This window comes from Hymenobacter gelipurpurascens, from assembly GCF_900187375.1.
GTDB classification, from domain to species: Bacteria; Bacteroidota; Bacteroidia; order Cytophagales; family Hymenobacteraceae; genus Hymenobacter; species Hymenobacter gelipurpurascens.
Genome location: NZ_FYEW01000001.1, coordinates 746,935 through 771,382, shown reverse-complemented (window position 1 = coordinate 771,382; position 24,448 = coordinate 746,935). Strand labels below are relative to the sequence as shown.

Annotated in this window: 25 protein-coding genes and 1 pseudogene; 23 read left to right on the top strand and 3 right to left on the bottom strand. The window is 56.3% G+C overall.

The genetic code is table 11. The features are described 5' to 3' along the window. Positions 1-46 precede the first annotated feature (46 nt). Positions 47-814, top strand: a complete 768-nt coding sequence (locus CFT68_RS03160) for a terminase small subunit (protein WP_170934681.1) — start codon at positions 47-49, stop codon at positions 812-814. Further along, positions 801-1,166, top strand: coding sequence for a hypothetical protein (locus CFT68_RS03155; RefSeq protein ID WP_088841969.1), 366 nt, complete (start codon positions 801-803; stop codon positions 1,164-1,166). The genes CFT68_RS03160 and CFT68_RS03155 overlap by 14 nt, the downstream gene beginning before the upstream one ends. On the opposite strand, the gene CFT68_RS22370 is transcribed toward CFT68_RS03155, so the two are convergent. Next, positions 1,098-1,244, bottom strand: a complete 147-nt coding sequence (locus CFT68_RS22370) for a hypothetical protein (RefSeq protein ID WP_394340104.1) — start codon at positions 1,242-1,244, stop codon at positions 1,098-1,100. The genes CFT68_RS03155 and CFT68_RS22370 overlap by 69 nt on opposite strands. A gap of 47 nt (positions 1,245-1,291) precedes the next feature. Between CFT68_RS22370 and CFT68_RS03150 the strand changes: the two genes are divergently transcribed. Together CFT68_RS03150 and CFT68_RS03145 are read left to right on the top strand one after the other, a co-directional pair. Next, complete coding sequence (locus CFT68_RS03150; RefSeq protein WP_088841968.1) at positions 1,292-2,812, top strand: terminase large subunit domain-containing protein; 1,521 nt, start codon at positions 1,292-1,294, stop codon at positions 2,810-2,812. Between the two features lie 90 nt (positions 2,813-2,902). After that, positions 2,903-3,223, top strand: a complete 321-nt coding sequence (locus CFT68_RS03145; RefSeq protein WP_141106418.1) for a hypothetical protein — start codon at positions 2,903-2,905, stop codon at positions 3,221-3,223. Positions 3,224-3,274: 51 nt separating this feature from the next. Here CFT68_RS03145 and CFT68_RS03140 read toward each other — a convergent pair whose 3' ends face one another. Further along, the gene (locus tag CFT68_RS03140) at positions 3,275-3,589 is read right to left on the bottom strand and encodes a hypothetical protein (RefSeq protein ID WP_088841966.1); all 315 of its coding nucleotides are present in this window, start codon (positions 3,587-3,589) and stop codon (positions 3,275-3,277) included. 138 nt (positions 3,590-3,727) lie between these two features. On the opposite strand from CFT68_RS03140, the gene CFT68_RS03135 reads away from it, so the two are divergent. The 12 genes from CFT68_RS03135 to CFT68_RS21435 all read left to right on the top strand — a co-directional run bounded on the left by CFT68_RS03135 (position 3,728) and on the right by CFT68_RS21435 (position 12,929). Then, entirely contained in the window at positions 3,728-4,345 is a 618-nt protein-coding gene (locus tag CFT68_RS03135; RefSeq protein WP_088841965.1) for a hypothetical protein, read from the top strand. A gap of 43 nt (positions 4,346-4,388) precedes the next feature. Beyond that, the gene (locus tag CFT68_RS03130) at positions 4,389-4,583 is read left to right on the top strand and encodes a hypothetical protein (protein WP_088841964.1); all 195 of its coding nucleotides are present in this window, start codon (positions 4,389-4,391) and stop codon (positions 4,581-4,583) included. A gap of 6 nt (positions 4,584-4,589) precedes the next feature. Then, entirely contained in the window at positions 4,590-6,434 is a 1,845-nt protein-coding gene (locus CFT68_RS03125; protein WP_088841963.1) for a hypothetical protein, read from the top strand. Beyond that, positions 6,343-6,897 carry a hypothetical protein gene (locus CFT68_RS03120; protein ID WP_088841962.1) on the top strand — a complete coding sequence of 185 codons (555 nt, stop codon included), beginning with the start codon at positions 6,343-6,345 and terminating at the stop codon, positions 6,895-6,897. The genes CFT68_RS03125 and CFT68_RS03120 overlap by 92 nt, the downstream gene beginning before the upstream one ends. A 122-nt stretch (positions 6,898-7,019) precedes the next feature. Continuing rightward, the gene (locus CFT68_RS03115) at positions 7,020-7,937 is read left to right on the top strand and encodes a hypothetical protein (protein ID WP_088841961.1); all 918 of its coding nucleotides are present in this window, start codon (positions 7,020-7,022) and stop codon (positions 7,935-7,937) included. Positions 7,938-8,062: 125 nt separating this feature from the next. Continuing rightward, complete coding sequence (locus CFT68_RS03110; protein ID WP_088841960.1) at positions 8,063-9,139, top strand: hypothetical protein; 1,077 nt, start codon at positions 8,063-8,065, stop codon at positions 9,137-9,139. Between the two features lie 84 nt (positions 9,140-9,223). Then, complete coding sequence (locus CFT68_RS03105; RefSeq protein WP_088841959.1) at positions 9,224-10,357, top strand: hypothetical protein; 1,134 nt, start codon at positions 9,224-9,226, stop codon at positions 10,355-10,357. Positions 10,358-10,359: 2 nt separating this feature from the next. Continuing rightward, positions 10,360-10,797: a hypothetical protein gene (locus tag CFT68_RS03100; protein ID WP_088841958.1), complete on the top strand. Its 438-nt coding sequence runs from the start codon at positions 10,360-10,362 to the stop codon at positions 10,795-10,797. Further along, a complete protein-coding gene (locus tag CFT68_RS03095) occupies positions 10,794-11,108 on the top strand; it encodes a hypothetical protein (RefSeq protein WP_088841957.1) in 315 nt (104 codons plus the stop codon). Before CFT68_RS03100 ends, CFT68_RS03095 begins: the two co-directional genes overlap by 4 nt. After that, positions 11,108-11,680, top strand: coding sequence for a hypothetical protein (locus CFT68_RS03090; RefSeq protein WP_088841956.1), 573 nt, complete (start codon positions 11,108-11,110; stop codon positions 11,678-11,680). The genes CFT68_RS03095 and CFT68_RS03090 overlap by 1 nt, the downstream gene beginning before the upstream one ends. Then, complete coding sequence (locus CFT68_RS03085; protein WP_088841955.1) at positions 11,674-11,943, top strand: hypothetical protein; 270 nt, start codon at positions 11,674-11,676, stop codon at positions 11,941-11,943. Before CFT68_RS03090 ends, CFT68_RS03085 begins: the two co-directional genes overlap by 7 nt. 80 nt (positions 11,944-12,023) lie before the next feature. Then, positions 12,024-12,929, top strand: a complete 906-nt coding sequence (locus tag CFT68_RS21435) for a hypothetical protein (protein WP_141106417.1) — start codon at positions 12,024-12,026, stop codon at positions 12,927-12,929. Positions 12,930-13,105: 176 nt separating this feature from the next. Here the strand turns inward: CFT68_RS21435 and CFT68_RS03080 are convergent, their stop codons facing one another. Continuing rightward, entirely contained in the window at positions 13,106-13,465 is a 360-nt protein-coding gene (locus CFT68_RS03080; RefSeq protein ID WP_141106416.1) for a helix-turn-helix domain-containing protein, read from the bottom strand. A gap of 150 nt (positions 13,466-13,615) precedes the next feature. Between CFT68_RS03080 and CFT68_RS03075 the strand changes: the two genes are divergently transcribed. From CFT68_RS03075 to CFT68_RS03040, 7 genes and pseudogenes are all read left to right on the top strand, one after another. Continuing rightward, positions 13,616-13,918 (top strand): hypothetical protein, encoded by a 303-nt coding sequence (locus CFT68_RS03075; protein WP_088841953.1) that lies wholly within the window; start codon positions 13,616-13,618, stop codon positions 13,916-13,918. A 70-nt stretch (positions 13,919-13,988) separates the two neighbouring features. Further along, positions 13,989-15,992 (top strand): annotated as a pseudogene (locus CFT68_RS22365) (phage tail tape measure protein); the annotation flags it as partial. Positions 15,993-18,979: 2,987 nt separating this feature from the next. Further along, on the top strand, positions 18,980-19,537 hold the full coding sequence (locus CFT68_RS03060; RefSeq protein WP_088841950.1) for a hypothetical protein: 558 nt from the start codon (positions 18,980-18,982) through the stop codon (positions 19,535-19,537). Positions 19,538-19,608: 71 nt separating this feature from the next. Beyond that, entirely contained in the window at positions 19,609-20,034 is a 426-nt protein-coding gene (locus tag CFT68_RS03055; protein WP_088841949.1) for a hypothetical protein, read from the top strand. A gap of 74 nt (positions 20,035-20,108) precedes the next feature. Then, complete coding sequence (locus tag CFT68_RS03050) at positions 20,109-20,387, top strand: hypothetical protein (RefSeq protein WP_088841948.1); 279 nt, start codon at positions 20,109-20,111, stop codon at positions 20,385-20,387. Positions 20,388-20,433: 46 nt separating this feature from the next. Then, the gene (locus CFT68_RS03045) at positions 20,434-22,635 is read left to right on the top strand and encodes a hypothetical protein (protein WP_088841947.1); all 2,202 of its coding nucleotides are present in this window, start codon (positions 20,434-20,436) and stop codon (positions 22,633-22,635) included. A gap of 2 nt (positions 22,636-22,637) precedes the next feature. After that, the gene (locus tag CFT68_RS03040) at positions 22,638-24,446 is read left to right on the top strand and encodes a copper resistance CopC family protein (RefSeq protein ID WP_088841946.1); all 1,809 of its coding nucleotides are present in this window, start codon (positions 22,638-22,640) and stop codon (positions 24,444-24,446) included. Positions 24,447-24,448 lie beyond the last annotated feature (2 nt).

The window sequence follows — 24,448 nt, the reverse complement described above, 5'->3', positions numbered from 1 at the left end:
CACAACAATACCGGTTTACCTTTCTTTACCAGATTTTATTTTCGACATGGCCACGGGACAGCCAGACGAATCCACTACTGCCGCGCACTCTGATAAGCCACTGAGCCACAATCAGCGCCGGTTCGCGCAATTCTATGCGTTGCTTTGGAAAGGTGCTCCAGCAGCGCGTATGGCAGGCTACAGCGAAGCTACCGCCAAGCAGCAAGCCACTAACATGCTGGCTGATGAGCGAATAAAGGCAGCGGTACTGGAAGAAGCAGCCAAGCTGCATATGAGTCCCGAAGAGGCTGCAGCTCGCATGGCAGGCTGGGCCCGGGTAAGCATGAGCGACCTACTTCGCTTCGAGGAGGAGCCGCATACGCCTCGCATCATGCGTCCTATCTCTGAACTCTATGAAGAGGTAGAGCAGGAGATTGAATTTGAAGACGAGTACGCCCGTCGGGCCGGCTACAGCAAGAAAGAGATGAAGATGCACCGCAGCAAGTTGGTGGGACTTCGTCGCCGGCTGTTGCGGTATGAGATCATCATGCAGAAAGACCCAGATGCCAAGGAGCTATCCCACGGCAAGACGGTCATGCGCAAAGTTGCCCACGTCGATCTGCAGAAGGCCAAGGAGCTACACCAGCTGGGTGCTATCAAGAGCTATAAGCCTACGCGCAGCGGCTGGGCAGTGGAGCTGCATGATGCCAAGGATGCGACTGATAAGATTCTGAAGCTGCTCGGAGCTTACGCACCCGTCAAGGTGGACCATACCACCAACGGCAACGATATGCCCGGTTCCAACATCATGATGCCCGACAATGGACGCGACTAGCCTCATAGACGACCTGGCCACTGCAGCTCACTGGGCAGTGCAGGATGAAATAGCCGCATGCTATGCCGAGGCGAAGTGCCAGGTGGCACAGGATGCTCAGGAGGCATCAGACTGGCTGAACGAGCGAGAAGCCCTCGTGCACAAACGCTTCTTCGAGCAGTACGATCAGTGGCTATTCCCCGCCTACGGGGACCGTCGCAATGGTGGTGAAGGCCTAGGCCCCTGGTGTTCTCGCCACGTCCGGGAAATGCTCTCCCCTGGCTGGAATGGCTGGAGAAGGAAGCTACTCCCCAAGGCCCAAGTGCAGAGAGAACTCATGGGTGAGCATAGCTGGATTGAACGCCCCGGATAAGGCGCTTAAATCATCCATCCACAGATCGTTTGTAGAGTCTTCAACTGGCAAATCGGGGTTCTGTGGGATAGTATCCATAGCGTATCAAACGAGTTAGTATCAGTCTATAGTACCCCGGAACCCAAATGAGTGTTGCATCAGCAGCTGAAACAAAGATCATTACACCGCAGCCAGGCTTCCAGATGGCGGCCCTATCGACGGCTGCTGACATCGCCATTATCGGTGGTGGCGCCGGCGGCGGCAAGACATATGCCCTGCTGATCGAAGCTTCGCGCCACCGGTTCAATAAGGACTTCGGCGCGGTTATCTTCCGTCGCACCTACGCCATGGTCACGAACGAAGGCGGCCTGTGGGATACCAGCAAGGACCTGTACCCGATGGTAGGTGCCAGGCAGGGCGACCTGGAATGGAAGTTTCCCAGTGGCGCCCGCGTCTCGTTTGCCCACATGCAACACGAGAAGAATATGTTTGACTGGCAGGGCACCCAGATACCGCTGATCATCTTCGACGAGCTCACCCACTTCACCAAGAAGCAGTTCTGGTACATGCTCACCCGTAACCGCAGCATGTGCGGCGTGCGGCCCTACGTGCGCTGCAGCTGCAACCCGGATCCGGATAGCTGGGTAGCGGAGCTTATTGCGTGGTGGATCGGGGCTGATGGCTTCCCCATTCCGGAGCGGGCCGGTAAGCTGCGCTACTTCACTCGGGACGGCGAGAACATGATCTGGGGCGATACGCCCGAAGAAGTGGTAGAGCAGGCCCCGCACCTGTTCGCTGGGGAATTGGCCCAGACCAGCCCCAAGAGCCTCACCTTCATTCCGGGCAGCATCTATGAGAACAAGAAGCTGCTCGCGGTAAACCCCGAATACCTCGCCGGCCTGATGGCCCAGGATGAGGAGACGAAAGCCCAGCTGCTGGAAGGCAACTGGAAAATCAAGGTAGATGGCCTGGCGCTATATGAGCCGACTCGCCTCAATGATCTGTTCACCAACTACCCGGTAGTTGAAGCCCAGCCCCGGCGCTGTATCACCTGTGACGCCGCCGGATTTGGCCAGGATAAGTGCGTGATCAAAGCGTGGCAGGGCTGGACCGTTGTTGCCATCACGGTCATCAGCAAGACCGGCGCACGCGACATCGTAGAGGCAGTAGAGCCCCTGCGTAGGCGCTACAACGTGGCCCAGTCGGATGTACTGGTCGATCAGGACGGCGTCGGCGGCCATGCCGTAGCGCTGGGTGGCTACAGTGGCTTCAGCGGCGGTGCTCCTGCCCTGCCGGATCCGGAGACGGGCACCAAGGAATCGTACAAGAACCTAAAAACCCAGTGCTACTACCGCAGCGCGGCCCGCACCAACCGCGGCGAGGTGCGTATCGAGGTCACCTCCGATAGCTGCCTGATTGATGGCCAGCGCACCACGAAGATGAAAGTGGGCAGCCAGGTAGTGGATGTGCGCGACGTCATCAAGCAGGACCTGAAAGCCATCAAGCGGGCCAAAGCGGACAAAGAGGGCAAGAAGCAGATCAACACCAAGGAAGAGCAGAAGATCATCCTAGGTCGCTCGCCTGACTTCGGCGACACCTTCATGATGCGGGAGTGGTTCGAGCTGCAGCCAGTCGCCCGCAAAGGCTTTATGCGGCGGGTGAATTAGGCGGATGTCACAAAAGCGGGACAATTGTCCTTTCGCTGGTATATGGAAATAGGTAGACTTGCCTATCATTCATCTATCCACCTTCCTTTTATGAAACGAATCACGTATTCTTTTGCCCTAGCAGTTATGCTGTTTGGCGTGAGCTCAGCCCTTGAGGCTGCGCCAGTTAGCAAAATTAACACAGTCAAAGTGGCTCTTCCTATTGGCTATACTTTAGGCTTTAGAGATGGCAAAGCTTTCGCCCAGCGCACTGGCCAGAATGAAATAGAAATGGATCGGGCTTATAACGAGGCCTATGCCAACTGGGAATACTACTTAAGTGTAGGAGAAGATGGCCAGGCGGAGTTCTGGCATGGCTATGTAGATGGTCTGAACTGGATTCCAGACAGCGGCTCTCCAATTATCCCATAGTCTCGCAGATAACAAAAAAGCCCACCTCGTCTTACGGGGTGGGCTTTTTTGTTATGCTTCTTCCTCCGCAGGAGCCAGTGCTTCTGCGTGCACCAGGGCTAGCACCTGCGCTACTTCGAAGAACTCGCTCCGGAACAGGTTGGATTCGCGCTCAGCAATTGGGTATAGCTCAGCAATGGCGTTGTAGGTGGCTTCGCTAATCTTGAGGTGGGCTACCTCTCCCGTCGTTCCCTGCCCCCGGTCACCATGCACGCAGATCAGGTGGTCGTACTGGTTGAGTGGGGCATACTTGAAGATACGGATGTAGGCTTTGTTGGCGCCGTAGCTATTCAGGTCTTCGGAGGTGCTCAGCTTCTTGGAACTCATACTATCGCAGGTTGGGGCCGCGAAGATACGACGCAGAAGCAGGGCTTTTTTTATGCAGACATGAGGTGTTGTAAATACGGATTATTGTTGTGTATTTTGTACAACAATATTTGGTACGTACTTCAACCCTAGCCCGTCATGGCCAACTGCACACTTCCAGCCTCCTTATCTGCTATTGCCAAGCTGATTTGCGGGGTAAACTTTGAACAGATCGTCCGGGCGGCTATTGTGCGTCTGAACGACGCCCCCACCTTCACCGACGATACCACCATCAAAACCATTGATGAGTGGGTAGCGCTGATGGCAGCCCCAGACAGCACCAAGCTGATCCTGACGCCCTTTTTCACCAACCACACCGTGCCTTCCTCGGAGGCCCAGTTTGCGGAAGAAGGCACCAACGCCAGCATCGGCGGCGCCGGCTTCTACACCGGCGAAGGCCCAGTGAAGCCCAAAGGTCAGTTTACTGGCCTGCCCTCCGATATCCAAGCTTCTATTAAGAAGCTAGTAGCTGAATCTGCGGCTGAACTCGGCACGGCCCGCGTTGGCATCATCTGGATCAACCGTTTCGGTACGCTGATCCATAAATCAGGCGGCCGCGCCATTCCCTTCAGCAACTTCTACATCGGCTCGCCCGGCTCGGAAGGCCTGAAGTCCAAGAACATCAGCCCCTTCGGCTACACCTTGGAAGATGGGTGGGAAGAAGACATCGTGATGACGGAGCCCAGCTTCAAAGCGCTGAGCGCGCTCGACGTCTAGCCCTCCTTTTTTTCTCTCACCTGATTTAGTTGCCCCTACTTCCATGGCCAAACAATCTGCTGTTACCCCCATCACGATGGAGGATATTAAGATTACCCTCCACTCGCAGGGCCTTGGTACTAACAAGGACTTCACGCCTGAACATGCGAAAGCTATCCTGGCATTTCAGGAAGCGAAAGGCATCACCAAGGGCTGGACGAAAGACCTGCCTGCCGAATCCACCACTCCCGCCGAATAGGCCCGAATGATTCTCTCTCCCGATCAGGTTCGTCAGCTTCTCCAGGCCCCCGCCAACGCGGGGGCCATTGAGGCATGTCTACGGCACGAGCAGCGCCTCCAGCTGCACGCCATAGCGCACATGGACCCGGACCGCCGGCCGGAAGGGTGGCGCTACATTCGGGAGTATGCGCAGGGCCTATTGCCCAAGGATAAGTTCACCCGCTGGCAGCAGTGCGTACCGGCTCCCCTGCCTTCTACCGACGTGGTAGAAGATATCAGCACGGGCCTACGCCGCGTGTTTGAGGCGCAGGATGGCTTGGTGCAGTGCGAACTGGCCACGCCTGAACTGGAGACGGACTTCGAAACCTACCGCACCCAAATGCGCGAGTCGGAGTTCTGGTCTGGTGATGCGTTTCAGGCTATTCAGGCCCGCCCTCACTCGCTGTTAGTGGTCGATATGGCCGCTGAGCAGCGCACTTCCCGTCCGGAGCCCTACGTCTTTTTGTTGGAGTTGGAGCAGTTGTATGACGTAGCGCTCCGTTCGGATGGGACCTGTGAGTATGTGCTGTTCGTGCTGCCAGAGCGCCGTCAGGAAGGCTCAGACCTCGTGATCGAGCGCATGGCCTGCTACGATGATGCGGCCTACTGCATCTTCGAGAAGCCCCGTGGCGAGCAAGAGTGGACGGAAGTGCTGCGCAACCCGCACATCCTAGGTTACTGCCCAGCGCGTGTGCTCTGGGATGATGCGATGGATGGGGTAACCAACCTTGCCCGTCGTGCCCCGCTGTCGTCGGTGCTGGGCTCTCTGGACCGCTACGTGTTCTGGGATGCCGCTATCGAGTACTACCGCCTGCATGGCACCTTCCCTATCATGTGGGGTTTCGAGCAGGAATGTGGCTACAAGGGCGGGGAAGGTGAAGTATGCCAGGGTGGCTTTGTGTCATTTATCAAAGGCTACGAAACGCTCAGCAATGGGGAGCAGCGCCCGCTCTACTCCGAGAAGGTATGCCCCTCCTGCGCAGCTCGTGAGCTGATCGGACCCGGTTCCTACGTGGAAGTACCGGCTCCCTCCAAGGAGATGCCCGATACCCGCGACCCTGTTGGCATGGTGACGCCGTCGGTTCCTGTGCTGGAGCATGTCCAGCTGATGCAGGAGCGCCGCCGGGAAGCGCTGCTTCGCTCGGTTCTGGGTGGTGGTGGCGAGCCCAGCAACGAGCAAGCCAAGAACACCAAGCAGGTGCAGGGTGGCTTTGAGATCAAGCAGGATGTCCTGGTGGAGTTCAAGAAGCCTATCGAGCGCGCCCGCGCCTGGACCCTCACCACCAAGGGCAAGCTGCGCTACGGCCCGCTGTACCGCGGCACATTCGTGTCGATGGGTGAGCGGTTCTACCTCAAAACCCCGGAGCAGCTCGCCACCGAAGAAGCCGAAGCCCGCAAAGCCGGCCGGCCCGTGTATGAGCTGAGCCAGGCCCGCGACTTCCGCTACCAGACGCAGTGGCGCAACAACCCGGCGCAGCTGGACCGCATGCGGATCCTGTCCGATCTGGAGCCCTATCCGGAATACTCGGTCGAGCAGATCCTGACCATGATTGCCCTGGCTACTTCCGACAGCAACACCATGGCCAAGGACTTATTCGACCTAGGCCTAATGCGGCTGAAAGTCGATTTCGGCCGCTACCTCACCCGCTTCGAGTCCGAGCAGATGGATGTGCGCCGCTTCGCTTCGCTGCAGCCTTACCACATCAAGCTCGAATCCATCACTTCATTTCTTCTGTCTTATGTCAACGAAAGCCCCAAAATCGCCAACCGCATCGAAACCAGCGGCAAAGGCGAAACTAGACCTCAAAACGCTCCAGAGCCAGCAGCTTAGCGGCGAGGATATTGAGCAGGCCAAAGGCAATGCCGACGACTCTTATGAGTTTCCTGCCCATGAAGCTGACCGCATCCACCTCAAGCTCACCAAAGAGGTAAATGATCCGGTGCGCAAGAAGTATGTAGAGGAATCGAAAGTTGTAAAGTTGGTTCCGGCCCAGTTTGAGCGCATGGTAGAAAACAACTCGTTCGCCGAGTTTGACAAGCAGACGATTCTGCACGACCCACGCCCCAAGGCTGTAGCCAAAGCAGCTGCTCAACCTGCTGAGCCAGGTGAGCCTAAGCAACCTGCTCAGCCCCTGGCTAGCCTGCCTACTCTTCAGGATGCGCAAATGCGCTATCAGCAGCTTTATAACGAGGTAGCTCCAGCTGTTGGCTATAACGAGTTGATCGACCTGATCAAGGCCAAGGATAGCACCGCTGGCGAGGAGCAGGAAGAAGAGGAAACGGACGCTGCATAAGCGACCTGAGCCGGTCCCAGCGGGTGGGATCAAACGGGGCCGGCTCACTTCTCCTCTCCCATCCGCACCGAATACCGCATAATCATTTCCCACCCATAACTACCGACTGAACGGGACTCAGTATGGCCATCACAGACAATACGTTTACCCCTGAAGAGCTGACCGCTGCCGTGGCAGCCAACCCTGCTCTAAAGGATCACCTCGTAGGTGCCGTTAAAAGCCAAGGCTACGTAGCGCGCACCGCAGAGGAGGAAAACACCTTCATCGGCACCAAAACCAAAGAGATCTACGATGGCTTGGATAAGGACATCTTCGATACCTCTGGCATTGCCAAGAATCCAACGGAGAAGACCTACGAATTCGCCAAGCGCGTCATTGGTGGTCTGAAAACCAGCGTCACAGAGGCAACCACGCCGCTGCAAACCAAGATTGCGGAATTAGAGAAGCAGATCAAGGATGGCAACGGCAACGAAACGCTGAAAGCGCAACTGGAGGCCCTTCAGAAAAAGGAGGAAACCTATCAGAACGACATCAAGGACCGCGACACCAAGCTGTTCCAGAAGGATGTTATGCTCGATATCCGGGATGGGTTGCGCGAAGTAAAGCTGAATGCTGCCCTTCCCGAGTCGCTACGCAAGCTGGCTGTTGATAACGCTACCAGTGCGATTGTCGGCATGGCAGCCGCCCAGAAGAATGCTGATGGCACTGAGTCCGTCGTCTACCTCCGGGATGGCAAGGTGGCCCTGAACAAGGACAACCAGCCCGCTACGGCTTCGGACCTATTGGCCGATCTGCTGAAGGATGTAGTCGATAATGGCCAGCCGGGTGCTGGTGGTGGTGCTGGTGGCCAGGGTGGCAATGGTGGTGCAGGTGGTGCAGGTGGCACCGGCCGCAAGGCAGTTCCGACCTCTTTGCCTGCCACTGTAAAGTCGCAGAGCCAACTGATGGACTACCTCATGGAGCTTGGCCTAGGCCAGGACACCAAGGAGTACGATGCCGCCTGGGATAGCCTGGCAGGCGACAAACTTCCGATGCGATAGAACTACCGGACCCGGCGGCAAGGGACGCTTGCCGGCTCCGTTTTACGCTTACGCTTACCCTCTGCAAGGTTACGGGACGACCGAGGCAGGATCTGTTTCACCTCATTTATTTCACTCTCAAGAAAATGGCCTCATTCGCCCAAACCCTTAAGCAGAACGTCCGCACCCGCTACCGCCGTGGTCCCGGCGGCCTGGACTCGCTGGAACTACGCGGCTCCAACTTCGGTGCCCTCTCCCTCTACCGCAAGCAGACTGCTTCGCCCACAGGTGCAATTACGGGAGAGCTTAAAACCGCGCTGGAAAACAGCTTCGGCCGTGTCGTGCAGGCTCCTGTCATCGACTACATCAACCCCACCATCGGCAACACGCGCACTTGCGCCGTGCAGGTAGGTGGCTTGAATTCGAAGCTCGTAACGTTCGAATTCTTCACGTTGTCGTTCGGCTTCCCTATCATCCGTTCGCAGTTCATTAACAATGAGCTGGGTGAGCAGGACTACATCTACCGCATGTTCGAAGCGCGCCGCTTGGCCGCTATGACCCTGCTGGACCAGAAATGTGTAGACCACCTGGAGCTGAGCAAAAACCAGTATTTCCCCGCTCCTATCCTGGCTTACTTCCCTGAAGCCAACGATGCCCTGCAGGTATCGGATGCGGAGCGTCTGGACTACTACAACTTCATCCAGTCGATTCTGGAAACGATGGACCTGACCGGTACGCCTGACGTGCTGGCCAACCCCATGTCGATGGCCGATGTGCGTAAGATTCAGGGCCAAGGCACAACCGACGAAGGCGACCTGAGCTACGTGCTGGACGGTGTAGGCTCGTTCTTCTCGTCTAACCGCGTGATTGCTGGCGCTGGCAACCGCGCTGTGCAGTACCTGGTAGGCAACGGTGCCGTCGGCATCGTGTCGCGTATCGACCCAGACTGCGACCGTGGTGTTGCGCATGGTGGTGCTGAAAACCCAGTGCGCGAATGGACTAAGCAGGACGTGCCCGGCCTGGGCACCATGGGCCTGTACTACCGTCAGGACTGTTCTGATGAGTCAGCTACCTCAGCTGCCGTGCAGCTGCAGGGCCTGACCCGCACTTCAGTGGAGTCTATGGAGTGGAGTGCTGACTATTGCCTAGTAAAGGTGTATACCTCTGATGAGGCTGGTCGCTTCTTCCCCATCATCAAGGTAGAGCAGAAGCTCGCGGCCTAGGTTCTAGCCAAGAGTGCCCTTTTATAAGAAAATGCCCGGCCCGGCTTCGGGACGGGCATTTTTCATATCTGACTATTTCCCGCCATGTTCCAACCACTCATCCTCGCCGCCCTGCTCGCGGCTACCGTCGGCTACCGTACCAGCTATGCCGGCGCCACCGACGAGCCCGAACTCCCCGATACCTTATTGGCGCCTGAAGGCACTGTCGCCGTGCAGGACGTGCATCCGCTGCTTACACTGGCTAACCTGCGACTGGCCGCCCCACAGCTGGAAGAGACGGGCTTTCTCCAGTGGCTGGACACTGCCCGGGTGACGGCCGCCACGAAGGTGCTGACGGACTGGCAAACCCAGAAGCAGCTCACCGGCACTGGCAAAAGGCTCCTACAGGATCAGCCACTCACTAACTACAGTGGCCAGTACCGCGACAAGATCATTCGACAGGGCCGCTTTGTAGGCCTCGCAGTGCGCATGCGAGCGGATCAGCCCGATGTGTCGGTGCGGGTGACGGCCGTAGGGACTCAGTTCACGCAGCCGGAGCCCGGATTCAAGCTGTATGTGTTCCACAGCTCCGATCTGACAGCCCCCGTGCAGGAGCTGCCGCTGCCCCGTCTCGACCGGGTGTATTTCGAATGGAGCAACCTCGCCACTCCCCTCGTGCTCAGCAGCAAGAAAGGTGGCACCTGGTACATCGGCTACTACGAGGATGATATGCAGGGCCAAGCGATTCGGCTCGATCAGAACCTACAGCAGCGCCCTGGCCAGTGCTGTGGCAATGCCTACATGCAGTACGATCAGTGGAGCCCCTACGTGCAGGTGCTGCCGTTTGCCTACCTGGCCGCCCCTGACGAGCCGCTCTACTCGACTCTGTTCTCCTACTACTCCGATACCAACTGGGGCCTGAATCTGCAGCTAGAAGCCTCCTGTGACCTTACTAACGCATTAACTAGGCAACTGCCAGCATTTGAGGTAGCGTTGCGGCTGCAGCTGGCTGTAGACCTGCTTCAGGTACTGGCCTACTCGACGCGCGACAACAGCAGCGCCTACAAAACGGATGCCCTCGCGCTGTTGGAGCTCAACAACCGTAGCAATGGGCAACCAGGCTTACTCACCCAGCTGGAAACCGCCAAGAGTGCGCTACAGGTCGATTTGTCGGGCATCTCCAAGACGTGCCTGCCCTGCGCCCCGAAGCCGGGTGCTGTCAAGTTTAAAACCATCTAGCTGTGGACCGCCTAGACGAGTTGGCCCGTGGCCTACAGCGGCTGCCCCAGGCGCTGGAGCTGGCCACTGAGCAGGTGGTTCGGGACAATACGGCCTTTCTGGAAGATGCCAACACGGAGCAGCTCAGCCAGGGCAAGGACAGCACCGGCAAGGATATCACCCCGGAATATGCTGACCTGACTCGCACGCTCAAGGAAATCAAAGGCCAGCCCACCGACCGGGTAACGCTGCGAGATAAAGGCGACTTCTACACCTCAATCGTGGCCAATCTAGGCGGCAAGCAGTTCGAAATGGTGGCCACTGATCCGAAGTCTGACGAGCTACAAGAGAAGTACGGCGAGGAGATTCTAGGCCTCACTGAAGACACCTTAGAGGAGTTTCGGCAGGACTATGTAAAGCCGGAATTGCTCGAAAAAACGCGTAGTATCTTAGGGGTATGACGGATACGGATCAACAACCACACTTTTCTGAAGCCAACGGCGGCACTGTCTTTATGGCACAGCAAATCTGGCTGAATGAGGACACCAACCAGGTAGAATCCTGCATAGGTGCCTGGGAATGGGAACAAGCGTCGGGCGTTACATCGGCAGTGGAACCGGCCCAATATCCAGAAGAGCAATATCCGGTATGCAGCGTGTTTTGGTGTGGCAGGAGCCTGCACATCAGAGCAGACTTCAACCAAGTACTCAAGGCCTACCTGCGCTATAAAAAGCGCTTCGGTGGCCAATACATCCGCTTACTCGCCAACTGATGTCCGTCTCCTACCTCAATCCCCAGGCGCCTGCCATTCCCAGCCCAGTAGGCCTGGACAAAGAGCTGCAGCGCCTTCAGCAGCAGATGGCCACGCTACCCTGGCTACAGGTGGCCTACGGCCGCGCTGTGCGCGCTGGCCGCACCGAAAACAACAAAACGATCTACTATCCAGCGGTGTACGACGGCAAAGCGGAGTACCGCGACGTGCTGCCCAACGATAACATCACCGCCCACAGCTTCTTCTATCCTACCGGCCCGGCCGTCAATCCGGATGCAGCCTCGCTCGACATGGGTACGCTGCAGCTGACGCAGGGCGTGGACCTGATCGTGCACTACCACCTGCCCAAAGTAGACCCCTCGAAAAATTACGACTTCGGCCCTGAGCTTCAGCGCGACGTGTTGCGCGTGTTGGACCAGGCCGCCGTCCCAGTGCTACGCGTGTACACTGCGACAGAAGAGGTGTACCGGGGCTTTTCGCTGGAAAGCGTGAAGGCACAGCAGGCGCTGCGGTGGCCCTTCGGCTGCTTTCGGGTGCAACTGGAAATCTCGATGCTGAACGTGCTATGCTAACGGAGCTACTGGCCCTCGTGATACTGGTGGCCCTGTCGGCGGCTACCCTGATGTTCTGCTTTGCCAAATGGGGCTGGCTGCAGGCCTGGGAGGTGCACGGGCCTACTTGGTTTCGGCGATGCGACCTGTGTTTGGGGTTTTGGATAGGGCTGTTTTTGTGTATTGCGGCTATTGTGCTGCTAGGCCTGCCTTGGTGGTGGGTAGCAGGTGCGTTTCCATCGGCGGCCCTGTGTCGAGCAGTGCAGGCTCAGGTAATGGGGTGAGAGGGATAATAATTAAAAGGCAGCGTTAATGTAGGTATATATTAAAAAAAATTAGTATTTTAATATATATCATGACTTGTATGCATAAAGACGACCTCTGTAAAGCCGTCTGCCCAAAAGTCATATGCTGGCAGAATCAGTTTAACTTGATTAACAATAAGATGGCTACTAAATATATTGGTAATTCAATTGTTGCTTTTCTCTTGTCAATATCAACTTATGGTATTGAAGCGTTTGCTCAAGTAGAAGAGCGAAATGTAAGATACAAATATGTGCTTTGTACCGATCCTAAAACAGGCAAAACAGGGGTATACAAGTCTACATGTAGTGATAAATATATTAACGGTGTATCCCAAGGTACCACATGCGAAAGTATAATTAATGTTTGCGGAAATGGGACAAAGCTTACAGGCCTCCTTCCTTCACAAATTGGTCCTGATGGAACCATAATAGGGTCTGTTTCCAACCCAGTATCCCCCCCTGTACCAAGAGGCCCAACAACTGAGGAGAACGACCCGAACGATAGCACCCCATTGAATTCAAATTCGGTCAAGTCAGGCACAATAATAGACGCCCCTAATAGTTCACGTGGTGGAAGTATACTAACGCTAGACAAAACGGAAAATGCTCGATGGAAAGGTATGACCGGGGTTATGTTCCAAAGTGACTTCAAGATCTACAACTCAAAAGACGCGTCTTGCAGATTAATAATTTACTTTTATGTAAACTCAACTCAGTTAGGCGCAAAAGATAAATTTGATGACGAATTTGATAATCTCACAACGGCAGATAGTTTCAAGCCATCGAGTAATGGCGCTGCTTTTTCTAAGTTCAGACTATTTATATCATACAGCGCTATCGAAGAAGCTGTTAGAAAAATAGGCTATCAAACCCCAGTGACTATTAGTTATTACGCTTCTCTACAAAATCTTACTGAACATGGTGAAGTAGTCCGAACCGAAACGTATAAGTTAACCTTGCGCTAATTTTTGGATTATTTAAGAGCGGTTCTAGGGTGCCTTGTAAAAGAATAGCCAGGATTTATAAACCTGTTCCTTATAGTGCAAAGCTGCCCAACTATCCGCTGCCCTAGCGCTACCTTGGGGTAAAGTACAGAGACACAAAAAAGCCCTGCTAGTGATAGCAGGGCTTTTTGTTGCAGTTAGTTCGATGCTGTCTTCAACTCGCCCAGCACCACATCAAAGTCGCCCGATAAGCTGCCATGCAGCCCCATTAGCGTGCCATAGCGGCTACGTTCGTTCTGCATCAGGCTCCAGAAGGTGTCAGGTGCTTTGCCGGCCTGCTTCCGTTCCGGGCCCGTTCCCCGGATCAGCCAGTCCATGTTGATGTCAGGAAATGCTACCGCAATCTTCTCGATCACATCGAAGCCCGGCCGGCTCTGCCTCTCCCCTACCAAGTAGCTGATAGTAGTGGACGAAACGCCTATTCTTTTGGCGAATGAATTATTGTTTAGCCCCTCTATAGCAATCAGATGCGCAATTCTCGAATTGATAGTTTTCATTCTCTTTTTGGGGTGGTGTAAGGATATAGATTGGTGTTATGTTTGCAACAGAATTGTAAATGTACAAACAGAATTGAAATAGTAAAATCCGGATAAATGACTGCCTTTTGTATAGATAGATCAGCGGGTAACCCATCCACTTTACGGCTGTTGCAGCCAGACCTTGACTATTTTACCATTGCCACGGAGCTAATGGCCCCACTCGTGCCCAGTGGTGCCACCGTCGCCACAGAGCGCGTGTACGCTCCGGACTACCCAAAGGTAACGGCTGGACTGTATGTGCTGACCATGGGCCCCATTGTCGTGCTGGGCCGCCTCCGGGAAGAAGGTGTGCGCGCCGGCCGCATCACGCTTTATTTCGAACAGGGAGAAGAAACGCTGGACGTGCTGCTGACCTGGGACCCCGATCAATACCGCCTGTTTAAGGTCCTGGGTATAGTTGAGCCAACCTAGTTAGTGGCCTAGGCCACTGTTGCTAATCCGCTCTATTGTTGTGTACTTTACCCAATAATATCAACGCGACATGGCCGGACCTATTTCCTACGAGCAGCTCTTTCAATCCTTGGGCCCTGGGGCTCAGGAACTCAAAGAGTTCACCACGTCCGTTCAGGGCCTCAACCGCAACTATAAGAACCTCGCCAAGTCGCTGGATGCAGATGCCCAGCGCATCGCTACGGGCCTGGCTACCGTGCAGGCCTCATTGCAGGCCACTCGTAACGGCATTGCTCAGACCAATGTCAGCAGTGAGAAAGAGCGCGGTGCTCTGCAGGCCCTGTCTGCTCAGGTAGCGGCACTGGCAAGAGAGCAGGACAACTACAAGAAGGCCTTGGATGGCCAGAACACGGTGCGTGGGGCCGCCAAGAAAGCGACTGACGAGCTGACTGCTTCGCTGAAGCGTCAGCAGCAGGGCCTGAAAGAGGCCTATGCCGCCGGCGACATCGCCCGGATGAAGGTGTACGCGGCCCGCATCGTGGAAACGAAAGCGGCTACGGATCAGCTCAGCAAAGCGATACGGGGCACCAATTCGGAACTGACTGCTGTCTCCGGATCCTACAACCGGCTCGCGCTCGACACGAAAGCGCTGGGTGATCAGATTCGGGCTATGCCCGGGGGCTTCGATGCCACCAACGCAGCGGCCCAGAAACTCAAGCTCCAGTTCTACGACAATACCCAGAAGCTCAAAGATTTTGACCGCGAGCTCAACCAGAACTTCCGCGAGGTCGGCTCCTATGCCAAGGGCATTCTGGAAGCCGTGTCGGCATTGGAGCGGCAGAAAACGGCACTTCAAGCGGATACCGTAGCGCTGCAGCAACAGCAGCGCGCCACCGGGCTTACTGCTGATCAGCAGAATAAGCTCCAAGCTGAACTGGAGCAGACGCAGGCTGAACTGGGCAAGGTCAATGGCCAGCTACGTCAGTACGGCGTGCAATCAGGCCAGGCCAGCGGCTTCACCGCCAACATCCAGAAAGGCATGGGCGGTCTGGTGCAGTCCTTTGCCGGCGCCTACTACGGATTGCAGGGCCTGGCTACGGGGTTGCAGCAACTGTTCGAGAAGAACGTCCAGTACTCGGATCAGGCGGTTGCCGTGCGCAAAACCACGGGGCAAACCGCAGAGGAGTTCGACAATCTTGCCACCAACCTAAAGAAGCTCGATACCCGCACCTCGTTGTCGGGCCTGCTCGATATTGCCAAAGTCGGCGGTCAGCTGGGCAAGAGTAAGGATGAGATTGAGGGCTACACCAAGGCCATCGATGTCGCCGTGCAGGCTCTGGGTGATGACTTCAGCGGCGGCGCGGAGCAAATCGCGACGGAGCTCGGCAAGATCGAGATGGTGTTCCGCAAAACGCTGGGCCCGGATCAGAATCAGAACCTGCTTGACATCGGCTCGGCTATCAACGAAATTGGGGCCGAAGGTGCGGCCACCGCCCCTTTCCTGACTGACGTAGCCCTACGCGTAGGTGCTACGGCTGCCAACGCGCGCCTGGGCCTGAAAGACGTACTGGCCTACGCCGCCGTGCTGCAGGAAACCGGCTCCAATGCCGAAACCAGCGGCACCGCCCTGAACCGCTTGTTCAACACGCTCTCGACGAAGACGCAGGAAAGCTTTGCCATTGCCAAGCTTGCCAACTCCAACCTGACCCTGACCGAGTTCCGCCGACTCGTCAACACCGACTTCCAGGGCGCTATTCAGCTGTTCCTGCGCGGCCTGAACGCGGGCGGCACCAACACGACCAAGTTCAACCGCTTACTCGGCACGCTGAAGCTGTCCAGTGGGGAGGCCAAAAATGCCATCACCACACTGGCCAAAAACACCGAACTGTTTGCGGAGCGCCAGAAAACGGCCAACGAGCAGCTGCAGAACGGCACCTCACTGGCCGAAGAAGCCGCGTTGGTGAATGACAACCTGGCCGGGTCCTGGGAAAAGACGAAGAAGAGCATCGTAGACTTCGTCACGGATGGCGCCGTGGGTAAGGGCCTCAAGTCATTTTTAGATGATACCCGGCGCGACATCTCCGGCTTGGTAGGCCTATTGGGCAAGGCCGCCGATGGGTTCACGTACCTGGCCACCAAAGCCAAGCTGGTAAAGCCGGTGAGTGTGGAGCAGTTCGGTGCTACAGCGGCCAGCACCAAAGCCCTACTCAATCAGGCAGAAGCCGCCGAAAAGCTGCTGAACCGCTATGAGGAGCTAGCGGGTGCTACCAACCGTAGTGCTGGCCAGGAACAAGAGATGGCCGACGCGGCGCTGAAGCTGCAGAAAACGCTAGGCGCTTCGGTAGTATCGCTGGATAAGGAAACTGGCAAGTTTAAGCTCAATACCGGGGCTACCCGGGATGCTATTGCGGCGCGACAGGCGCTGGCTACCCAAAATGAGCGAGTGTTGGTGCGGGGGCTGAAAAACGCGGAATCCGCTGTGGAAGCTACCCAGAAGCTGCAGGCTAAGCTCACAGAGCAGGTATCAGGCGCCACCGCCAAGCTGGACCTGTCCGGCATGAGTGCGGAGCGTCGGAAGGAACTGGAGCAAGCAGTTCGGGACCGGCAGGCGTTGCGCGATGAGTTCGGCAAAATCGGTATTAAGCAGGTCGATAGCCAGGGCACCCAGATGTTCAGTAAGAAAGAGCTGGATGCGGCTCAGGCCATGCTGGACGCTGAAATTCGCCTGAAAGACAACGGGGCCTTGCTGAAAAAGCAGCAACAGGACGTAGCTAATGCCCAGGCCGCGCTCAACTCGGTGCGCAAAGCTGGCACCAAGGTGGTGCAGGAGGTGATCGATGGCGAGGATACCACCATTGAAAAGGACAAGGAGAAGAAAAAGAGCATTGCCGATGTCGCTAAGGCTGAATATGAGCTGCAAAAGCAGCGGCTGGAGGCTCGTTTAGCCGACCTCAACCGGCAAGCTGAAAACCCGGCTAACTCGGAAGAAGTGCGCCTGGATGCGACTCGTAAGGCTGCCGACGTGCGTCGTAGTCTGGCTAAGCTGGAGCGCGACGAACTGATCCGGGAAGCGGCCCAGAGCTATAAAGACCAGATCAACGGGCAGCAGGCGCTGGAGAAAACCCGCATCCGGTTGCGTGAAGCGTTTGCCGAGCAGATGCTGGGCATTGAGCGCGACCTCACCAAGGACGAGCTCGCGCTGCGCAACAGCATTCTCGATCAGCTAGGCGAGGTAGATAAGCTGATTCTGCAGCAGGAAATCGACACGCTCGACCTGATCGCTCAGAACGAGCAGAACGACTACCAGACCCGCCAACAGGCGGCGCTGGATGCCTCAGCGCGTCGTCTAGAGATTATCGAAATTGAGTACGATGCCCGCATACGGGCGGCTAAGGGCAACGCCGAAGAGATTGCCAAGATTGAAGCCGATACCGAAGCGAAGCGGAAGCAGGCGCTGACCAGCACCCGCCCCTTCAACTCGGACCTCGCTAATTCTGATCTGGCTAAGCAGTACGTGCAGGACCAGCTGGCCTTAGAGAACCAGTTGGCCGCCGGCCTCATCAGCAAGCGCGACTACTATAAGGAACTCCGTCGGCTCGATAATGACTACTCCCTACAGCAGGTCATCAACCTGCAAAAGGACGGGGCGCGGCAGATCGAAGCGGATCAGGCTGCGCTGCAGCGGGCCCGCGAGCTGCAGCAGAAGAAAGACGAGCTACGCCAGCACGAGGGCGAGCTCATCATTGAAGGCCTGCAAAACCTGCAGCAGCTATCGGATTCATTCTTCGAAATCGGGGCCCAGCGCCGCAACCGCGAGCTGCAGGATGTGCAGCTCAAGAAGGATGCAGAGCTGAAGGTAGCCGGCGAGAATGAAGAGCTAAAAGCCCAGATTGAGGAAACGTTCCGCAAGCGCGAACTGGCCATCAAGCAGAAGCAGGCCAAAGCGGATAAAACTGCGGCCCTCTTCAACGTGGCGCTGAACACGGCTATGGCAGTTACTTCTGTGCTCAGCACCGGTGGTGGCACGCGCTATGCTGACTTCGGTATCAGTGCGGGCATCCTGTCGGCTATTGTTATTGCCCAGGGCCTGGCCCAGGCCGCAGCTATCGTAGCCCGGCCAATACCCCAGTACTTCAAAGGGCGTGATGGTGGTCCGGCGGAATGGGCCATGGTAGGTGAGCGGGGCGCGGAGCTTGTGAGCACGCCCAGTGGTGGCGCGCAGATGTTCGCCGGCCCTACTGTTACCTACCTGCCCCAGGGTGCCACGGTGCATACCGCGAGCGAAACCCGCGACATCGTGCGGGAAAACCGCTTTATCAACAACCGTCTGCTTACCCAACCTTACCAGCAGGAACTTACGCGCTCCTCTACCGCTATCGAGCGGCTGTCGGCGCCGGTTGTCGATAACCGGTCCGTGCATGCCTTAGCAGAAGCGAACCGCCGAGAAAACGACCGGCTGATCAAAGCCTGGTACGAGCGGCCGGAGTATCGCATGACCGAAGATGGTATGCAGCGGTTTGAGCGCCGTGGTAGCAACATTATTCAGCACACCAATAAGCGCCACAAGCGCAACGACTAATGCTTGAAGGTGCGCTCCAATGCCTAAGAAAGGTCTCATGCACGCGCGTACGTACCTTATATATATGTTCGCAGCGTCAAATAATCATATCATTTTCACTAAAGTTTAAACTTTAAGTCTGTGAATTAGTATTGAAGTGAAATAAGCGATTAACTTCAGGCGTTATTTAGCCCGAATTAATCTATGTATTAGTCTCTTGGGCGCTTTACTTTACCCATGAGTTTACTACTACAAGAAGCTTCTACTTTCAGTGAGTTCACAGACAGTTTTCTCAAACTTTTTAATGCGCTTGGTTGGGCAAAAGCCTTAACAATTTCCCTCTTTTTCGCTATGGTTGGTTTGATAAGTTACCTAATGGTGACTTTGATAAGATCAAAAAATAGTGAGATCAAGAGGTTACGGGAAGACAATGATCGATACCGAGACATTTACTTGACTCAGCTCGATAAAAAATTTGATGTTACCCCACCTTCACATCAACCATCCCGAAGAAACGCTAGAAAATGATCTATCTGCTCTTTATTCCGGTAATAACATTCCAGATCTGGTTTGCTTTTTATCTCTTCAAAATGAGAAGAGATGACAAAGTAATGTTCCGTTTCTGCGAGGTACGATCAGATATGATTCAGTTTATCCATGAATCACATCAGGAAGCTTTGACCAAGCGTGACTATGCCGTTGTTCGGTGGTTGATTGAGAGAACGAACCAGGTGACACTTGAATTTGATGCTGTAAAGCACTCATTCAATCTTGGATCTATCCTCAGGACAATGCGTCAAATCGATCACAGCGTAATCAAGCCTACTCGTAACGCTCGCCGTGTTGATAATCCTGAAGTTGCAAGGCTTTATGGAGAACTTCTAAACTGCACGGTCATTGCCTTCAAGGCTTATACGCCTTTTCTATCTTCTCGTGTAATGATAAAGGTGGTAGTCGGCATTGCTAAACTCGCAGTCAAGGTAGGCGCTTACAAAGCTGTCCTTTGGGCAACCGAGCTACAAGATAGATGGGGAAGGCTACGTACTGCTGAAAAGCAGTATTGGATTCCAAATCACTGTTAATGAAAAAAGCCCTACTAGTAATAGCAGGGCTTTTTTATCTTTATATAGTTGGTTAAAATACACATCAATATATGCGTCAACTCTCGCTCAATCCTCTGCATTCAATTAAGCTGTACCAGACCGTGCACGAGCTGCCGGCGCGGCGCCACCTGGCCTTCAACACCTATATCGTGCAGCAAGGCGGGATTGGCTCTACTCCGGACGATATCAACCAGCGCTTCAGTCGCACTGGCCAGCTGATTGCCGCCGGCATGCTCCAGGAAGCCGGCACGGAGCTGGCCAACCTGCACTACGCGTTTCACTTCGCGCTGGAGCAGTTCTCGCCCCAGCAGCTGGCCTTTGGCTGCCTGATTGCCGAAGTAGATGGCCAGCCGGTTACGGACTACTCAGAAGCCGCTTTGCAGGCCCTGCTGGAACAAGTCAGTGAGTATGGCCTGACGATGGAAATGGTAACGACGGAAGTCGAAGACGTAAAAAAAAACTACCGTCTGAGCTAAAGGACCTGTTTCCGGAGCGTGAAAACGGCGAGGGCGAAGCCATCTCCATCGCGAGTCAGCAGCGTAAGCGGGGCTTGGCACTATGTGACTACCTGCTCAGTGGCGAGGCGTCTTACCTGAAGATCGTAGAAGAGGTAGACAGGTGGTTGCTGGAAGCAGCCCGGCCCGACGTATTCCACGACGGCGACCCCGACAACGTGCTCACCAGCATGCACCGCAACTTCGAGAACCTGTGCGCCTTGCTGGCTGAAACCGGCACCCCCGATGCGGGCAACCTGCCTGTGTTTCAATTCCAGGCCCGGCTGGCTTGGCTGGAGCGCAAGAAGCAGCGTGAACACCCCGAAGGGCTGTAGGTTTTTCGGATTATTGTTGTGTATTTTGTACAACAATAATTAGCCGGTGCTAGAACAAAATCAGCCACTTCTGCGCTTCACCCTGCTCAGCAGCCGTTTCGGCTCGCTGGTGTCGCAGCATGACCCACGGGGCTGGGAAGATGTAGGTGCTCAGCTGCACCGCGATGGCAAGCTGCACGGCCTGACTACCGAGTACACGGTAGAGCTCGCGTTCATCAAGGAGGCGAAGAAGTACCTATCCCAGGCCTACCAGTTGGCGGGTATTGAAGCAGAGGTAGAACTGCTGATTGAGATTTTCGATCCGAATGACTTTCTCTGGCATGTTTACTACCAGGGGCGTCTGGACTTTACCGGCCGCAGTGAAACGGCAACCGAATTCCGCTGCCAAGCCGAGAAAACGGGCTTTACCCAGAAGTTTCTCAATCGCGCCGATACCACGGTAGATCTGTTGGGCCGTGATTCCATCAGTGGCACGTCGCTGGCTGCTCTGGAGCCGGTGTCGGTAGAGCTGCACAGCAAAGCTATTCGCAAGCGCTACGAAGCCGTAACGCCTGCCTCGCCCTTGCCCCCGCTGCCAGACTATGTCACCGATGGCGAAAGCCGGTTTAAGGTGCTGTATTTCGGCTTCGGCTCGCCCGCCATTGATGACTTCGGGGTACAGGAAGTGGGCGGTGGTGGGGTGACAGTGCCTACGGGCAACACCTCACCCGAAGTGGCCATCTACACCACGGTCGAGCGTGGCCGCTTCAGCTTTGATATCAACCTGCTCAGCCGCCTGCGTATTCAGCGCGCCAACGGCCGGGGCGACTTCGATAAGGCCGATGGCGAGGTCTATTTCCGCATCAACAACGAGCAGCCGGTCAAGCTGGCCAGCTTTCGCGAGTCGGGTATTGCCGGTGAATTCCGCTACAACCTGACCGCTCCCTACAAGGTGACCCGCACGCTGGAGATAGGCGATAAAGTCTATTTCTACGGTCGCCTGCACGTCTATGATATCAGTGGGCCCGCTATCGGCCCCTATCAGTTCACGGTTTTGGTAGATATGCTGCCCGGCTCCTACTTCAAGATGGAGGCCGAAACCCAGACCGACGCCACGATGTGCCCGGGCCTACTGGCCTATGAGGCGCTGGACCGTCTGGCCCAGGCCACTACCGATAGCGCGGTAGCATTCCGGTCTGACTTCTTTGGCCGCACCGATACCAGCCCGGCCTACGCAGTTGATGGCGAGGGCAGTCTCACATATGTCACCGGCGGCTTTCAGGCCCGGGGCTTCCCCCTGGCGGAAAAGAGCCTGTTTGCTACGTGGCAGGGCCTGTTTGGCTCGCTTAGCGACGCGTGGTGGCTGGGCACTGGTATTGAGCGGCTGCCTACTGGCCAGGAGGTGGTACGAGTGGAGCAGGCCAGCTACTTCTATTCGGATGAAGTGGTGTTAGAGCTTGCCCAGTCCATTAGCGACGCGCTGCCCGATAAAGAGGGTACACTGGTTAGCAACCTGGTGGAGCGTGAGCTCACCGACCGCTATTACAACCAAGTGGAAACCGGCTACCGCAAGTGGCAGGCCCAGCAGGTGAACGGCTTGGATGAGTTCAATACCCGCCGGGAATGGAGCTTGCCCCTATCCCTTATTCAGGGTACCTATTCCGCCGTGGGCGAATACATCACGTCGGGCTTTTATATCGAGTCGGTGCGGCGCAACCGCTACGATGCTACCTCGACCACTGACACTGGCGCCGATAACGACCTGTTTCTGATCTGCGTGCTGCGGGATGCGGAGCGCGGCTTCGTGACCGAACGCAATCAGCTCTTTACGGAGCTAACCGGGGTATTCTCCCCCGATACCGTCTACAATGCCCGCCTTTCCCCGGCTCGCGTGCTACGGCGCCATGCGCCCGTGCTAGCAGCGGGCCTGCAGCCCCAGCGCAGCAAGTCGGTGCGGTTCCGCTTCGGTGAGGGTAACAACGCCTTCGCTTCCCGCCTGTTTGGTGAGGCGACGGCCGTGGTGGAAAACGCTGATATCCCAGTGGCTGATCTGGGTGCTCCCCTGTGGCTCAATCAGGCTTACAGTTTTACTGCCCCCTGCACCTGGCGTGATGCTGTGCGTGTGCTGGCCAGGCCTACTGGTCGGGTTCGCTTTACCACCGAGCGCGGCGAACGGGCTGAAGGGTGGATTCTCGATTTCAAGCACACGCTCAGCCGGCAACAGGCCGATTTCACCCTGCTGCGCTGCCACACTAATTCCGCTCGGTAGCCATGGCCTATATCCCCTTCAAGAAAGTTTATACTCAGCATCATACTGAGTTCGATCCGGCAGATGACCGGGTGTATACGGTGTACTACTCCATCGAAACCTGGGATTTCGATACGGTCAAGCGGAACGTACTGTACCGGGATTCTTTCTCGAACGGATTTTACACCGTTGACTTAGGCCAGGAGCGCCCGCCGGATGAGAGTGTAGAGGGCGAGATCTACCACGAGTGTATAGGTACCACGCGCCGGGCCTACATCCATGATGGCCAGGGCGGCTTCTATTCCGAAGACACGCTGAACAGCACCGAGTGCGGCTTTGGCGCGATGGTGCTCAAGCGGCTCACGCCCTTCGCTCCTGCTCCAGGCCAGGCAACTGGCCGTGTGCAGATAGAGATTACAGGTGGGACACGGCCCGCCACGGTGTTCCTCACCAATGCCATTACCCCTCAGCCTGTGGCCGTCGACGCCAACGGCTGGGTGGAAATCACGGGCATCCCTCCAGGGTCGTACACGGCCCTGATTAAAGATAGTTCGACGCCTCAGCAGCAGATTAGCCAGGACTTTACCATCAGCGCTACCCTGCAGGGCGGCTGCACGGATAAAGCCGCCCTGAACTACAACGCGGGAGCCAGCTTTGAAGATGGCAGCTGCCAGTACACGGCTCCCATAAGAATCCCCTCCTTCCGGGCTCCCCTGCTCAATCCGTTGCGATTCGTGGCAGAAGCGCCTGTTGATGGCATTTCTGTCTATCAGACGCCTGATAATACCCTGTTCTGCCACGAGTCCAGGCCAGATCAAACCGTGCGGCCGACGTATCGACAGAAGGTGCAGCGCAGCGATACGCACACTCTGCAGGTGCTTACCGACTACTCTGGCGTTACCGCTCGTGTGCGCCGGCCAGCTACCGGCGCGGTGGTGGCTACGCTGCCCTTCACCCTAAAGCAGCGCTATACTGGCACAGCGGATCCGGTGGCTGTGACTCTGTCCGAAGATGCCAGTGGCGTTACCCGGCTCACGATCACAGCGGGCCCCATGCCAGAAACCTTGCGGCGCGCCGTTCGGGTACAATTACAGGGTGGGGCTTCCGGCACCTACGTCGTGCGGCAAACTGGACTGGCCAGTGATGGCAGCACCTACCTACTACTTTCTCGCCCCTGGACCGGCGCCGGCGCCAATGTGCAGGTGCGCTGGGAACTGAGCGTCGTCCCCTTCAACGTATGGGAAGTGGCCCTTAACTGGGCGACGTTAGCAGCCGGCGAATATGAGGTGGAGTTGCGCGGCACCGATGCAACCCAGCCCGATGCGGTGCTGCTGTCTGAGCTCGTACTGCTCGCGGAGTATCATCCCAATACGGTCTTGCTGGAATACAGCAATAGGGATAATGCTTACGGGATGGTATTCACCACCGGCAATATCTCGCGCTTGCGGGTAGAAGGCACCTTTTACAAGCGCAAGCCCAGCGGCACCTCTTCTGTGCACCGCAGCAGCTCTGGAACGCCTACCCTGCTTAGCAGCACAGCCCAGCGCGGTATTCTGCTGGAAACCATTGCCCTGCCGGACTGGCTGCACGAGAAGCTCTATCTGGTCTTGCGACTGGATGGCCTGCGTGTGAACGGCCAGCCGATGCTGTGCCCCGGTGACTACGAATGGAGCCAGGTGCAGCGCTACCCACTATCGGGCGGCACCGCTACTCTGGAACCTCTGCAATGGCTGGGCGCGGGTAATGGCGACGATGCCGGCAGCGTGCTGCCTCCTTCTTCTGATAACCTGCTGGTACTGCACCCCACCGGCGACTTCCTCAAACTACACTAGGC